Source organism: Vibrio sp. NFR (assembly GCF_027587095.1).
Lineage (GTDB): Bacteria > Pseudomonadota > Gammaproteobacteria > Enterobacterales > Vibrionaceae > Vibrio > Vibrio harveyi.
The window spans coordinates 1-14,096 of record NZ_JAPPTN010000022.1 but is presented as its reverse complement, the minus strand read 5'-3'; the positions used below and the strand labels follow the sequence as shown (position 1 = coordinate 14,096).

The 14,096-nt window shown below is 46.0% G+C and carries 12 protein-coding genes, 1 pseudogene and 1 riboswitch; of the genes and pseudogenes, 3 read left to right on the top strand and 10 right to left on the bottom strand.

The window, feature by feature from the left end; translation table 11 throughout:
• Nucleotides 1-3 precede the first annotated feature (3 nt).
• The gene (locus tag OH463_RS25150) at nucleotides 4-459 is read left to right on the top strand and encodes a DoxX family protein (protein ID WP_269993037.1); all 456 of its coding nucleotides are present in this window, start codon (nucleotides 4-6) and stop codon (nucleotides 457-459) included.
• A gap of 32 nt (nucleotides 460-491) precedes the next feature.
• Here the strand turns inward: OH463_RS25150 and tsrA are convergent, their stop codons facing one another.
• Nucleotides 492-773 (bottom strand): H-NS-like global regulator TsrA, encoded by a 282-nt coding sequence (gene tsrA / locus OH463_RS25145; protein ID WP_005447240.1) that lies wholly within the window; start codon nucleotides 771-773, stop codon nucleotides 492-494.
• Nucleotides 774-864: 91 nt separating this feature from the next.
• Entirely contained in the window at nucleotides 865-2,058 is a 1,194-nt protein-coding gene (locus OH463_RS25140; RefSeq protein ID WP_269993034.1) for a multidrug effflux MFS transporter, read from the bottom strand.
• A 107-nt stretch (nucleotides 2,059-2,165) separates the two neighbouring features.
• Here OH463_RS25140 and OH463_RS25135 point away from each other — a divergent pair, with 107 nt between their 5' ends.
• Together OH463_RS25135 and OH463_RS25130 are read left to right on the top strand one after the other, a co-directional pair.
• Nucleotides 2,166-3,107, top strand: coding sequence for a LysR substrate-binding domain-containing protein (locus OH463_RS25135; RefSeq protein ID WP_005447244.1), 942 nt, complete (start codon nucleotides 2,166-2,168; stop codon nucleotides 3,105-3,107).
• Nucleotides 3,108-3,310: 203 nt separating this feature from the next.
• Entirely contained in the window at nucleotides 3,311-5,101 is a 1,791-nt protein-coding gene (locus OH463_RS25130) for an aminopeptidase P family protein (protein WP_269993031.1), read from the top strand.
• Between the two features lie 106 nt (nucleotides 5,102-5,207).
• Here the strand turns inward: OH463_RS25130 and thiH are convergent, their stop codons facing one another.
• The 8 genes and pseudogenes from thiH to OH463_RS25090 form a co-directional block, all read right to left on the bottom strand.
• The gene (thiH, locus tag OH463_RS25125) at nucleotides 5,208-6,320 is read right to left on the bottom strand and encodes a 2-iminoacetate synthase ThiH (RefSeq protein ID WP_269993029.1); all 1,113 of its coding nucleotides are present in this window, start codon (nucleotides 6,318-6,320) and stop codon (nucleotides 5,208-5,210) included.
• 34 nt (nucleotides 6,321-6,354) lie between these two features.
• Nucleotides 6,355-7,122, bottom strand: a complete 768-nt coding sequence (locus OH463_RS25120; protein ID WP_005397059.1) for a thiazole synthase — start codon at nucleotides 7,120-7,122, stop codon at nucleotides 6,355-6,357.
• 5 nt (nucleotides 7,123-7,127) lie between these two features.
• Complete coding sequence (gene thiS / locus OH463_RS25115; RefSeq protein WP_009696772.1) at nucleotides 7,128-7,382, bottom strand: sulfur carrier protein ThiS; 255 nt, start codon at nucleotides 7,380-7,382, stop codon at nucleotides 7,128-7,130.
• Nucleotides 7,383-7,420: 38 nt separating this feature from the next.
• On the bottom strand, nucleotides 7,421-8,194 hold the full coding sequence (locus tag OH463_RS25110) for a HesA/MoeB/ThiF family protein (protein ID WP_047517759.1): 774 nt from the start codon (nucleotides 8,192-8,194) through the stop codon (nucleotides 7,421-7,423).
• Complete coding sequence (locus tag OH463_RS25105) at nucleotides 8,181-9,596, bottom strand: thiamine phosphate synthase (RefSeq protein ID WP_005447253.1); 1,416 nt, start codon at nucleotides 9,594-9,596, stop codon at nucleotides 8,181-8,183. Before OH463_RS25105 ends, OH463_RS25110 begins: the two co-directional genes overlap by 14 nt.
• On the bottom strand, nucleotides 9,596-11,536 hold the full coding sequence (gene thiC, locus OH463_RS25100) for a phosphomethylpyrimidine synthase ThiC (RefSeq protein WP_269993020.1): 1,941 nt from the start codon (nucleotides 11,534-11,536) through the stop codon (nucleotides 9,596-9,598). The genes OH463_RS25105 and thiC overlap by 1 nt, the downstream gene beginning before the upstream one ends.
• Nucleotides 11,537-11,701: 165 nt before the next feature.
• Nucleotides 11,702-11,800, bottom strand: a riboswitch (TPP riboswitch).
• A 61-nt stretch (nucleotides 11,801-11,861) separates the two neighbouring features.
• On the bottom strand, nucleotides 11,862-12,245 hold the full coding sequence (crcB, locus tag OH463_RS25095; protein ID WP_005430379.1) for a fluoride efflux transporter CrcB: 384 nt from the start codon (nucleotides 12,243-12,245) through the stop codon (nucleotides 11,862-11,864).
• A 123-nt stretch (nucleotides 12,246-12,368) separates the two neighbouring features.
• Nucleotides 12,369-13,752 (bottom strand): annotated as a pseudogene (locus OH463_RS25090) (multicopper oxidase domain-containing protein).
• Nucleotides 13,753-14,096 lie beyond the last annotated feature (344 nt).

The following is a 14,096-nucleotide window of genomic DNA, read 5'->3' as shown; positions in this document are numbered from 1 at the left end:
TCTATGACGGATACGGTTAAAAACTTAGTGAATCGGTACGACGATTTAATCAGCACCCTACAAGCTGGCTTTGTCCCTTTACTACTTCTCTTTTGTCGCTTGTGGGTTGCATGGGTGTTCTTCAATTCAGGGCTAATCAAAATCTCGTCTTGGGATAGCACACTGTATTTATTTGAGTTGGAATACCAAGTGCCAATACTGCCATGGGAATTGGCGGCTTACTTAGGTACGGCTGCAGAATTGGTTCTACCTGTGTTCTTGGTACTAGGATTGATTACCCGCCCGATGGCTGCGATTCTGTTTGTATTCAACATCATCGCCGTGGTCTCTTACCCGCTGTTATGGGAGAAAGGTTTCTATGATCACCAACTTTGGGGATTGATGATCCTAGTTGTGATTGTTTGGGGACCAGGACCATTATCCCTCGACCACATACTGAAGAAGAAAATCACTCACTAAAAAAATCCCCGCATGATGCGGGGATTTTTTTATTATTTATTTAAGTAAGCCAGTAGCTCTTCAGGTGAGATACCCTGCTTCGCGAGATCTTTTGCCATCTGCTCTACTTGCTCGCCTTTACGTGACTCAATCACTTGCTGAAATTGGTACACGATATCGCGTAGGACTGGCACTGGAACTTGTTTTGCCGCGCTACGAATGCGCTCAGAGCTTTGGTTACCTAATTCGTTAAGCAACTTACCAAACATCACCTTTTCTGGTGACTCTTCCATTTGCTCTAGGATACGAGCCATTTCATACGTGGTTAACGACATTACTTTATGAGTTCCGTTATGGTGTCGAGAAAAGTTTGAACGACAAATATACACGCGTTAAGTACATTGGAAAATACTAAATTACCGAGTTTTACGCATTCGCCAATTTCGCATGCCAGTTCTTACCAGCTTTGCTAAACAGAATCACTAATGCTGGAAGCAATACCCACATATGAATCGCAATCAGAGTTTGTGGATCCAGTGATAAACGCTGTAGCGTACCCACCAACAAACCAGAGCCACTCATTTGGAACAAACCAAGTAGTGCAGCCGCAGTACCCGCTTTATCACCAAACGGTTCCAACGCTTTACCTGCTGCTGCGCCAAGAATCCAAGCGAAGCCGACCGATGAGATAAAGATTGGTAGCATGAAAGACAGTGCCGTGTGGTGCTCTTTCATCACCATCATGATCACGCCAGCAATTGCCAGTAAGCAGATACCAACAACCAGTGAATTGTGTGTGCCCCAGCGATCCATGAACTTAGGCGCAAGCATACAAGCAGCAATGTTGAACGCCGCATTCAGACCAAACCAGAAGGTGAATTCATTCATCGATAGTCCCATGCCTGTCATCAACACTACAGGTGCAGACGTTACATAAGCAAGAATGACCGCCATCGCCATCAAACAAAGTGAAGCGTGGAAGGTGAATGATGGTGTGCTCAAGACTGCCCAGTAGCGGCTCAGTTTAAATACCGCCTGCTTTTCAGTTGCTGGGTTGGTTTCCTTCATTCCAAGGAACATCATCGCACCTGCAATTACAGCGAAACCCGCCATAAAGCTGAAGTTTGCACGCCAATCAAATTGTTGGGTTAACCAACTACCAAGAATCGGTGCTAATGCTGGGATAAAGCAGATCGCACCGTTAAGGTAGCTGATCATTTTGCCGCTTTTTTCCGGACCAAAGATATCGCGAACTGTTGCAAAGGCTGCTACAGATGTTGCACAAGCACCTAAGCCTTGTAGCAAGCGAGCCGCCAACATCCACTCAATATTTTGAGCACTCCACGCCAATAAAGCGCTCAATGCGTAGATGGTGATGCCTCCCAATGCAACAGTTCGACGTCCGAGTTTATCTGCCAAGGGACCAGCGAATAGCTGACCAACGCCCATAGCAAATAGGAACCAAGTGATGGTGTCTTGTGCCAATGCATTTTCTACCTGAAAAGTGGACGCGATAAGAGGCAAAGCAGGTAGATAGATATCAATCGCAAGCGGACTGAACAGAACTAACATGGTCAACAGCGCCATCTGTTTTTTGCTATTTGTAATATGGCTAGACACAAAACACTCCAAATTGAACAAGAACTTTTGAGCAAAGCTTAATCATCTGATGATATGAATGGAAATGATGTATACTCATGACCATTATTCCAATGGGGAAAATCACTGTGAACGTAGAGAAACTGGCACGCATCGACCTCAATTTGCTGGTCTGTTTTAAAGTGCTGATTGAAGAGTTGAATGTCACCCGAGCCGCCCACCGACTGTGCTTGAGTCAGTCTGCCGTAAGTAAATCCTTAGCGAAATTACGTACCCAATTTGATGATCCTCTATTCACTCGAAACTCACACGGATTGACGCCAACACCGCGCGCATTGTTCCTTAAACCGAAACTGGATCTGTTGATAAACCAACTTGAGGTGCTGACTCAACCCGAAGAGTTCTCGCCACAGAGCAGTGAGTACCGTTTTCAAATCGCAGCGGTAGAGAGTGTCTACCCGCTCATTCTGCCCCACTTCTTGCCAGCAATATTCCAACAAGCGCCAGGCGTGACCATAAGCACCCACTCTTGGTCAGAACAAACGTTCAAGATGATTCAACGCGGTGAAATCGATTTAGGCATGACAGGTCGAGATATCGACATCAACGATGCCAAGCTGACTATGCTGCCGCCCGATGACATTTGTGAACAGGAAATCTATCGCGACCACCAAATGTGTATCGTGCGTAAAGACCACCCGGCTTTGCGTGGTAACTGGAACTTAGAAGCTTACCTAGCCCTGCGTCATGTACAGGTGCGTTGTGATGGCAACGACCGTTGGTTGCTCGACTATCGTTTAGCCGACATTGGTCGCGAACGTGATATCGCAGTCACCGTACCGGACTTTAACAGTGCCGCCAGTTTGTGTTCTTACACTGATTTTGTGTTTACCGCGCCAAGCCACTTTGTGAAGCTGGCAGCCAAACAACATGACATGGCATTGCTGCCACTGCCACTCGAATTCCCGCCAATGGCTTACACTTTGTTCTGGCACCGAGACAGAGAAAATGACCCAGCTTTAACTTGGCTACGTACCATGATCACGCAAAAAACCGATCATCTTAGATAAAAATCCCGGACGCGATTTGCGCTCTTACGGTAAAATGAGTAGCTTAACAGTCGATAGTCCTTTTTGGCTCATCTATGGTCTGTTGTACTCCGACTCTATTGAAGTGATTGCGAACCTCAATGGAATCGTAAACTGCATGAAGCAGATGGAAACAGCTCCCACACCTGAGCATGAAGGAGCGGTAATTTGAAGGAATAACACAGATGCACAACGATACCCAAAGCCGCGTGAATGCAATTCGCGAATGGCTAGCACAACATAATATTGATGCCCTACTTGTCCCACATGAAGACGAGTACTTGGGCGAATACGTACCAGCGCACAACGAGCGTTTACACTGGCTAACTGGTTTTACCGGTTCTGCTGGTGCTGCGGTAATCACCAAAGACAAAGCCGCTATCTTTGTTGATGGTCGCTACACGGTACAAGTCACTAAGCAGGTTCCTGCTGATCTATTCGAATACCGTCACCTGATTGAAGAGCCTGCACTAGATTGGATTAAAGACCATCTTGCAAATGGCGCATCTGTGGCAATCGACCCTCGCATGCACAACTCTGCTTGGTTAGACATGGCACAAGCAAAACTTGCAGGTGCACTTGAGCTTAAGATTCTCGACAGCAACCCAATTGATGAGCTGTGGCACGACCGCCCTGCTCCTGTAGTTTCTGATGTTCGCCTAATGGCAACAGAAGCGGTTGGTCAATCAAGTGAAAGCAAACGCCAAGAAATCGCAGAGCTCGTGAAAAAAGCCGGCGCAGACAGCGCAGTGATCACAGCACTTGATTCTATCTGTTGGTTGCTCAACGTTCGTGGTCTTGATGTATCACGCCTACCAGTTCTGCTTTCTCACGCGATTCTGCACTCAGATTCAAGCGTGGAATACTTCCTAGATCCAGCTCGCCTACCTGCTGATTTTGACGCTCACGTTGGTGCTGGCGTGACGGTTCATCACCCAGAAGCATTGCAAGCGCGACTAGAAACTCTAACTGGCAAGAATGTACTGGTTGACCCTGCGACAAGTAACGCATGGTTTAAGTTGGTTCTACAAAATGCAGGCGCATCTGTGGTGAGTAAAGCTGATCCATGCCTAATGCCAAAAGCGGCGAAGAACGCAGTTGAAATCGCAGGCATGAAAGCATGTCATATCCGCGATGGCGTGGCGATGAGTAAGTTTCTATCTTGGTTAGATACTGAAGTCGTTGCGGGTAACCTGCATGATGAAGCGACGCTTGCAGACAAACTTGAAGCGTTCCGTAGCGAAGACCCGACACTGATGGATCTTAGCTTCGATACCATTTCGGCAGCAGGTGTCAACGCGGCGATGTGTCACTACAACCACGAGAACCAACCTGAACCTGGCAAGCTAGAACTGAACACACTTTACCTAGTAGATTCAGGTGGTCAGTACCTAGATGGCACTACAGACATCACGCGTACTATTGCGATCGGTCAGCCTTCACAAGAGATGATTAAACAATTCACTCTCGCGCTAAAAGGTCACATCGGTGTTGCTCGTGCACGTTTCCCGAAAGGCACACGTGGTTACCAAATCGATACGCTAGCTCGTCAGCACCTATGGGCGGAAGGCTACGATTACGATCATGGTACTGGTCACGGTGTTGGTCACTTCCTAAGTGTTCATGAAGGTCCGGCGAGCATTTCTAAGAAGCAAATCGACGTGCCTCTAACAGAAGGTATGGTGCTATCCAACGAGCCAGGCTACTACCGTGCAGATGCGTTTGGTATCCGTATTGAAAACCTAGAGCTTGTTGTTGAAACACCAACTAACGGTGACTTCCCTGTTCTGTCATTTGAGTCGCTAACACGCTGCCCAATCGACAAGCGCAACATCAACGTTGATATACTAACTCGTCCAGAACTTACTTGGCTGAATGATTACCATCAGAAAGTGTGGGATGAGATCAGCCCGCTGGTTGAAGGTGATGTGAAAGAGTGGCTTCGTCAAGCAACGCTACCAGTAGCACACAGCTAGAAGCTAGAAGCTAGAAAAAAGTAGAGGGTTGATGTTTTACATCAACCCTCTTTTTTTGCTTATGTTTCACGTGAAACATAACGATGACAGTGGCTTTATTTGTTACTTAACCGGAATACGCCGAGTGCCAATCTCGCCATACAGGGTCAAAGCCTTTGGCTCGAATCATACCTTCAACAGAAGCCGCGCTTCGTTCATCGCTGATCTCAAACTGCTCGAGTTCAACATCATCCATCGCATAACCCCCCGGCTGAGTTTTCGATGCAGCAGACATACTGGTGATACCTAACGGTAATGCGTTGTCTCTGAACTTCGGTGATTCACGAGTCGATAATGACAACTCCACCTCTGGGTTCAACAAGCGATAAGCGCAAATCAACTGAACAAGCTGCTTATCCGTCATGACTGATTTTGGTTGGAGCGCGCCCTCACAAGGACGTAAACGCGGGAAAGAAATCGAGTAACGAGTCTGCCAATATGTGCGCTCTAGATAGTCCAAGTGCGCTGCCACATAAAAGCAATCGGTACGCCACTCTTCCAACCCTATCAATGCGCCAATGCCGATCTTATCGATGCCTGCTTTTGCAAGACGATCGGGTGTATCCAATCGGTATTCGAAATCCATCTTGTTGCCACGCAAATGGTGCTCGGCGTAAGTCGAAGGATGATACGTTTCTTGATAGACCATCACCGCATCCAAACCCAATGTCTTGAGCTCAGCGTATTCGTCTTGATCAAGTGGCTGTACTTCCATCGCCAAATAGTTAAAGCGCTTCTTAATCATCGGCACCATTTCGCGGAAGTATTTCATGCCCACTTTGGTTTCGTGTTCGCCAGTCACCAGCAATACGCTATCAAACTTCATGCGTTTAATGGCTTCAACTTCTGCAGCCACTTCGTCCCTATTCAAGGTACGACGCTTGATTCTGTTCTCCATCGAGAAGCCACAATAAGTACAAGCATTGGCGCACAAGTTAGAGAGGTATAATGGAATGTAAAGCGACATGGTATTGCCAAAACGCTTGCGAGTTGCCGAGTATGATAACTGCGCCATTTGCTCTAAGTACGCTTCAGCCGCAGGTGAAATTAGCGCTTTAAAGTCTTCCAAATCACGTTTGGGTTTATTCAATGCTCGCTCGACATCTTGTGCGGTTTTCGCGTAGATCGACATCGATATGTCATCCCAATTAAGCTGCTTAAATTGTTCAACGAAGCTCATGTTTTCCTCGCTTAATAGCTAAACCAATCTAGGGCTAAAGCTCATCTAGGAATGACGTCAGTGGACTCGACGCAACCGCATGAGAAACCTTACCTGCAAGTCCGGCTTCATAAGCCATACGCCCCGACTCTACCGCCAACTTAAATGCCTTCGCCATCGCAACGGGATCGCTCGAAGCTGCAATCGCGGTATTGACGAGTACGGCATCCGCGCCCATTTCCATCGCACGCGCGGCATGTGAAGGTGCGCCAATACCCGCATCGACAACGACAGGAACATTAGCTTGGTCGATAATGATTTCTAGGAAATCGTGAGAAACTATCCCTTTGTTGGAACCGATCGGCGCACCTAATGGCATGACCGCAGCACAACCTACTTCTTCCAATCGTTTACATAGAACCGGGTCAGCATGACAATAAGGAAGGACAATGAAGCCCTCACGAACCAGTTGCTCAGCGGCAGCAAGTGTCTCAATTGGATCAGGCATCAAGTACTTCGGGTCTGGGTGAATTTCAAGTTTTAGCCAGTTTGTACCTAACGCTTCTCTCGCTAATTGTGCTGCAAACACAGCATCTTTAGCATTCTTTGCACCTGAGGTGTTCGGCAATAAGTTCACACCTGCTTGTACTAGCGGCAGCAAAATATCGTCTTGTTGGTCGTTCACATCCACACGCTTCAACGCCATAGTCGCAAGTTGAGAACCCGATACTTGAATCGCTTCTGCCATTAATCGGCTGTTGGCAAACTTCCCTGTTCCTGTGAACAGTCTAGATTCGAATTGTTTATCACCAATTTTAAGCATCGACTTTAACCCCCTGCGATCGCTTGAAACAAAGAGATGCTATCTCCTTGTGAAAGAACTGTGCTAGCCCACTCACTGCGCGGCACAACATTGTTATTAATTGCAAAAACACAGCCCATTTCAGGCAGCGTAAATTGACTAATGATTTGCTGTAGATTCGACTTACTGGCGACTTGATGTGACTGGTCATTGATGACAATAGTGATCATATCTAAGTCAGCAGCGGTCATTTGTGTCGCTTGTTGTTCTGATAACGTCATTGCTTCCAACTCTCTTAATTCTGTCCATTACTCGTAAACTAAATCTGAGCACACACTTGGCACTGTTTGTCTTTGCTTATCGCCATGGTTTGCCATTGCATTTTCAATCCATCAAACAGATGTAACTTAGCAGTCTCAACATGAAACTTTCCCGTCGCCAGTTTTTGAATTGCCGCTATCGCTTGGTAGTTGCCAAGTGTGCCCACCACCGGACCGACGACACCGCTATCACTGCACTTTTGCGTTTGCGGTAATTCGTCGAACGGATACAAACAGCGGTAACAGGCTTTACTCTGCGCTTCTTGTTCACTTGGTGTTTGGTAATCAAAGACAGTGAATTGCCCTTGCCAACCAATTGCCGCCGCTGAGATGAGCGGCGTATTTTGCTCGAAACAAACTTGGTTAATTAGCTGGCGCGTTGGCATGTTATCGGTGCAGTCGAGCACCACATCCGCTAGCATCACTTCAAGCTGCAGCTGTGCTTTGTCCAATCGCTTATTGAGAGCACGAATTTGAATCATAGAATTAAGGTCAGTCAGTTGCTTTACAGTCGCTTTTGTTTTCGCAACGTGGATGTCTTGCTCACGATAAATGATCTGACGTTGTAGGTTACTGCTATCAACTTCATCGTCATCGACCACAACCAATTTACCAACACCCGCTGATGCCAAGTACAAACTCGCAGCACTTCCTAACCCACCACAACCGATGATCAGCACATGCGATTTACTCAATCGCTCTTGCCCAACTTCGGCAATTTCTGGCAGAGCGACTTGACGTTGATAGCGAAGGAACTGCTTATCCGTGAGCATGCTCGCCTCTCTTGCTATACGCCAACTCACCATTCTGCTCAGTAAACGTTAGTTGTCTTTCCTTCATCAGTTGTGCAAAAAACTCGATAACGGACTGAGGTGATTCTGCCAACGTAATAGCACGCACAACCGCCAAACTAGAAACACCCGTTTGCCAAACTTGGTCTGCATTAGATTGATCAATGCCACCAATTGCGACCGTCGGAAAGCCAAGCACACAGTCACTACCTGCTTTGTCTTTTGCAGGTCTGAAAGCAGCCTCTGTATTTGTATAGGGAATGCTATCAATCAGCTTTTGATACAGAGCCAAGCGCACCAAACCTTGTGGTTTCGATGGCATCTGTTTTGTGGTGGTTGGGAAAATATGCCCTAGTGCGATGTAGCTAGGATGAATTTGTACGATGCGCAGTAGTTCGTAATAACCATGCGTAGAAAGACCAAGACGAATGCCGGCTTTAGTTATCTGAGCCAAATTCGATTCTTCTATGTCTTCTTGTCCTAGGTGAACACCATAAGCGCCATGCTTGATTGCCAACTGCCAATAGTCATTGATGAACACTTGTGCTTGATACTGACGACCTAGCTCAATTGCTCGAATGATCTGTTGTTCTAAATCGGCTTGTTGTGGGTTCTTGATTCGCAGTTGAATAGTGTTGATGCCTAGTGACAGTAAACGCTCAATCCAAGCAACATCATCAACGACTGGGTAGAGCCCAAGACTTTGCTTGGTTAGAGTTGGAAAGCTAACGCACTCCCCTTGTGCAGACCAACCAACTTGAATACCTAGTCGGTTATCCTCCAGTACAGGTGTGGGGAAATCATCAAATTGGTCAGCCCACTGAGTAGATCTTCCCTCGTCAAGGTTGTCATTCAACAGTGTTTCACGTGAAACATTCGCTTGTTGAGTTAGCATTCCTCGAGCAAGTGTTAACGCATCTTCGATAGGAAAATCGAGTACTGTCAGCGTTACAATCCAAGCAAGGTGATGTTCGGGATCGAACATTGCGTTGAGTTTGGACTTAACAGAGAGCGCTCTCACTTCGTCGTTAATTGGGTGACGCCAGATATCAAGCTGAAGCACTTTCTCCTTTTCATCGGATACCTGCGTATCAGCAATGCCAATATAAATCGCTTTCGACGGTTGCTTAGCACACGCTTCTACCGATAAAGCAGAGCGGTAATAGAGCACAAATGAACTCTCATGCTCGGAGTCATAACCATCAATAAGATCTGTCATTATGCGTGTGGTCTGTTGGTCGCGAACAAGCTGAATAGATTGAGTTGGGCTCACACCCAACTCAATGTCTTCGATGCTAAAACCCTGTTCTTTCGCCAACAACAAACATTGCTGAACTAAACCTGTCAGTTCAATCAATGATGACGGAATAAGGATTTTGCTCATTAGTCACTTACCTCGGCATGTGCTGCTGGGTGGTATAACTCTGAACCTGTGTCTCTAAATTCTTGCGATTTCTGACGCATCCCCTCAAGAGGGTCATCCAGCATTTTGATTGAGATAGCTTGGTCCGCAGCAACTTGCTCAGTATCTTTCGCGTACTCTCGTACCTCTTGCGAAATCTTCATCGAGCAGAACTTTGGTCCGCACATCGAACAGAAGTGAGCAACTTTTCCAGACTCTTGAGGCAAGGTTTCATCATGGAAAGCACGCGCGGTATCTGGGTCGAGCGACAAGTTAAATTGGTCTTCCCAGCGGAACTCGAAGCGAGCTTTAGAAAGCGCGTTATCACGAACTTGTGCACCAGGGTGTCCTTTCGCCAAATCAGCGGCGTGCGCAGCAAGCTTGTAAGTGATCATACCTACCTTTACATCTTCTTTGTTCGGTAAGCCAAGGTGTTCTTTAGGAGTTACATAACAAAGCATCGCACAGCCATACCAACCAATCATCGCAGCGCCAATACCTGAAGTAATATGGTCATAACCAGGAGCAACGTCTGTAGTCAGTGGACCAAGGGTGTAGAAAGGAGCTTCATGGCAGTGCTCTAACTGCTCTTCCATGTTCTCTTTGATCATATGCATTGGAACATGACCAGGACCTTCGATAATCACCTGTACGTCGTATTCCCACGCAATCTTGGTTAACTCACCAAGGGTACGAAGCTCTGCAAATTGCGCTTCATCGTTAGCATCTGCAACCGAACCAGGACGCAGACCATCACCGAGAGATAGTGCGACATCGTACTTAGCACAGATTTCACAGATCTCTCGGAAGTGGGTATATAAGAAGCTTTCTTGGTGATGCGCTAAACACCATTTCGCGATGATAGAACCACCACGAGAAACGATGCCAGTAACGCGTTTTGCTGTCATTGGCACATAGCGAAGTAGTAAACCGGCATGAATAGTGAAGTAGTCAACGCCCTGCTCTGCTTGCTCAATCAGAGTATCGCGCATCACTTCCCAGTTAAGTTTTTCCGCCACACCATTCACTTTCTCAAGCGCTTGGTACATTGGTACGGTACCGATAGGAACCGGACTGTTACGTAGAATCCACTCGCGAGTTTCGTGAATATTACGTCCAGTAGAGAGGTCCATAACGGTATCTCCACCCCAGCGCGTTGCCCATACTAACTTTTCTACTTCTTCCTCAATCGAAGAAGTGACCGATGAGTTACCGATATTGGCGTTCACTTTGACCAAAAAATTACGCCCAATGATCATTGGTTCGGATTCTGGGTGGTTAATATTAGAAGGGATAATCGCTCGACCTTCGGCGACTTCTTTACGCACGAATTCGGCGGTAATGTCTTTTGGAAGATTCGCTCCGAAGCTTTGACCCGGATGTTGTTGATTCAGCACTTCATCGCGGTATTGAGCACGCCCCATATTTTCACGTAGGGCGATGTATTCCATTTCTGGGGTGATAATGCCTTTGCGAGCATAGTGCAATTGAGTCACGCACTGCCCATCTTTGGCACGTCGAATACGTGGTAGATTGCCGTAACGAAGATCGTCTAGCGTTTCATCTTCTAGGCGCTCTTTGGTGTATACCGAGCTTACTTCATCGAGTAGTTCAGTATCGGAGCGCTCTTCAATCCACCTTTCTCTCAGCTTAGGTAAACCGTTGTAGAGGTCTATGGTGTGTTCTGGGTCTGTGTATACACCCGAGGTATCGTAGACGCGTACTGGCTCATTAGGCTCGAAAATAGGTGCTTCTTTTGTGCCTCCAATCAGGCTATCAGCGAGTGATATTTCACGCATTGGCACACGAATGTCGGGACGTGAACCCTCTACGTAGACTTTGCTTGAATTTGGGTACGGTTGTACCGAGAGTGTATCAATGAACTGTTTTGCTTCCAGTCTCGCTTGCTTGCGACTCGACATAGCATTTTTCCTTGCTTTGTTATGCTTAGATAAAAAGTATTGGGATAAAAATGCTTGGCGGATAGATGCGACAAGAGGAATCGAATTAAAGACAGATTGAGCGAGTGCTCTTCGTCTATAACAACATTCGACTATTTGATAGGTCGACCAGATAGAACTCTGGTGTAGATATCTTCTCTTGTTCCCTTCGCAGATTCTAATCTGATCAGGTTCAACGGATCCCGAATTAACGGTCTCAGCCTTATGGCACTCCGACAAGTAAAATCAGTATATAAAAACGGCTTGGTTAAACCAAGCCGACCTGATTAAGATTTGAGTATTTTTGCTAGCTACGCATCAATAATTGGAAACCAATCCACGCAGCTGAAATGCTTAACACGACATTCAGTAGTACGTTCAATCCCATCTTAAAGAAAGCGCCCTGCTGCATAAGCAACACGTTATCCATCGAGAAAGTCGAGAACGTAGTTAATGCGCCCAAAAAGCCAAGCCCGATAATTTGACGCCATGGGTCAGTGACCATTAACTCAGTTTCAAACGCAGCAATCAGTAGACCCATAATAAATGAGCCAACGACGTTCACGGTTAAGGTACCGTACGGAAAGCCACGACCGAGTAGCATCACACAAAGTTCAGAAATTAAGTAACGAGAACATGCACCAAATGCACCACCCAATGCAATAAAACCCAAAACGGATAGTTGTCCCATAATTCCCCCAGAAAAGTTAATGGCGACATTGTAATCAAATTTACGGCAATAGTGATTATACAATCTTAGAATTCAGCAAAGTATAGCGCTTAAAACTTATCAAGATTTAAAAAGTTACAGGAGTCACTTTACTTCGATGTAACCCATCAAACCCGTCTTCATGTGTTCGATCACATGACAATGTGTACATCCAACGCCCTGGGTTATCTGCAACAAATGCCGCTTTCGCACTGCCATTTTTTCCAAGTAAGACCGTATCGGTATGAAACGGTTCATCGAGTTTTTTGCCATCTAACTCAAGAACAGTAAACGTGTGCCCATGAAGGTGAATAGGATGATGATATTGGGTGACGTTCTTAAGGTTGAAAATATAAGTTTTTCCGAGCTCCAATGTTGAAAGCGGTGCTGGAATATTATCTTTACTCATTCCCTCCCAAGCTCGTTTATTCATTAGCCAAAACTTAGGTATCGCTTTGCCCGATTTATCGGCAGGAGTGACCGCCCCCTCCCATTCAAACACATAATCAATTTGTTCCGCATTTTCCAAATCAAGATCTGGCACAGGGTTGAGAGGCAATAAAGGCAGTTTCTGATTACTCGGCAGGTCAGACTCAACAATATCAAACTCACACAAAGGGAATGGGAAGCGTCCTTTCATTTGACGCACATAAACACGTTCTCCAGCCTTCGGAGCAATCAATCCGACATCTAACCTCATTCCCGGACCAATTTTGTGCTGAGTGAGCTTATAAGGCGTTTTAACAGGATTACCATCTATAGCAATAACCCAAGCCTCTGCACCTTCTATGGCGATCGGGTAAGTAATGGTGTTATCGACATTAGCAATTCTTAGTCGCGTTGTTGCATTCTGCTTCAACGTATAAACAGGTTCATGCACACCATTGACGCTACTCCACTCTCCTGGGGTCCCCATACGAGCACTCAAGCGCGGCACCATAAGGTTCTTCCACTGACCTTGCTTGTCTAAATGCCAATGCTTGAGGACGACTTCATGCTCTTCATCAAACTGAACAGGCTCTACCTCTTCAACGATGATTAGCCCAACTAAGCCCATACCAAGTTGCTTAACGCTATTCATATGTGGGTGATACCAAAATGTACCGGCATCTGGCGGTGTAAATTCATAAACGAATGTTTCACCTGGCATGATAGGCGGCTGGCTCAAGAAAGGTACACCGTCCATTTCAATAGGGATTCGCAAGCCATGCCAGTGGATTGTAGTCGGCTCTGAAAGCTTGTTAGTAAACCGAATAATAACTTTCTCGCCTTGGCGACAACGAATCGTAGGCGCTGGAATCGAGCCATTAAATGCAAGTACATCCGTGGTAAACCCTGATACCAATTCAGCAGTAGAAGGCTCTGTAGTGATGTCGTATATATACTGACCTTGTTTGTTAGTGCTCTTAGATAGAGAACATGCAGGCAGAACGGTAAGCGCAGAGATCGCTAAGGAAGATTGAAGAAAGCGTCGACGAGATATATCCATGTATTTAGTCACTCATTATTCCAATTGATGTGAGTGTAACTAAATATTAATAATGATTCTCAGTTATCTTTTAAAGATGTGCAGTCATAATGCTTAGATTCAGAGATTATAAATGAAGATCTATATTTAATGGTCACTAACAAGATAGTAAGCACCTACACATATATAGTAAACAAGTAAAAGAGTTCAGTTTAAGAAGAAGGGAGCTTAATGGTAAATAAGGCTAGAGCGAGTAGGAAATTGAAGGCTCTAGAAACGACGAAAACCACTCCGAGAGCAGGTTTTCCAAATAAATGACTTGCATGCAATTGAACTCGCACACGAGCGGGACTCGTTGGTCGTAG

Coding starts and splice junctions, on each gene's coding strand:
- OH463_RS25150 (WP_269993037.1), top strand. CDS start 4: ATGACGGATACGGTTAAAAACTTAGTGAATCGGTACGACGATTTAATC.
- tsrA (WP_005447240.1), bottom strand. CDS start 773: ATGTCGTTAACCACGTATGAAATGGCTCGTATCCTAGAGCAAATGGAA.
- OH463_RS25130 (WP_269993031.1), top strand. CDS start 3,311: ATGCACAACGATACCCAAAGCCGCGTGAATGCAATTCGCGAATGGCTA.
- thiH (WP_269993029.1), bottom strand. CDS start 6,320: ATGAGCTTCGTTGAACAATTTAAGCAGCTTAATTGGGATGACATATCG.
- OH463_RS25120 (WP_005397059.1), bottom strand. CDS start 7,122: ATGCTTAAAATTGGTGATAAACAATTCGAATCTAGACTGTTCACAGGA.
- thiS (WP_009696772.1), bottom strand. CDS start 7,382: ATGACGTTATCAGAACAACAAGCGACACAAATGACCGCTGCTGACTTA.
- OH463_RS25110 (WP_047517759.1), bottom strand. CDS start 8,194: ATGCTCACGGATAAGCAGTTCCTTCGCTATCAACGTCAAGTCGCTCTG.
- OH463_RS25105 (WP_005447253.1), bottom strand. CDS start 9,596: ATGAGCAAAATCCTTATTCCGTCATCATTGATTGAACTGACAGGTTTA.
- thiC (WP_269993020.1), bottom strand. CDS start 11,536: ATGTCGAGTCGCAAGCAAGCGAGACTGGAAGCAAAACAGTTCATTGAT.
- crcB (WP_005430379.1), bottom strand. CDS start 12,245: ATGGGACAACTATCCGTTTTGGGTTTTATTGCATTGGGTGGTGCATTT.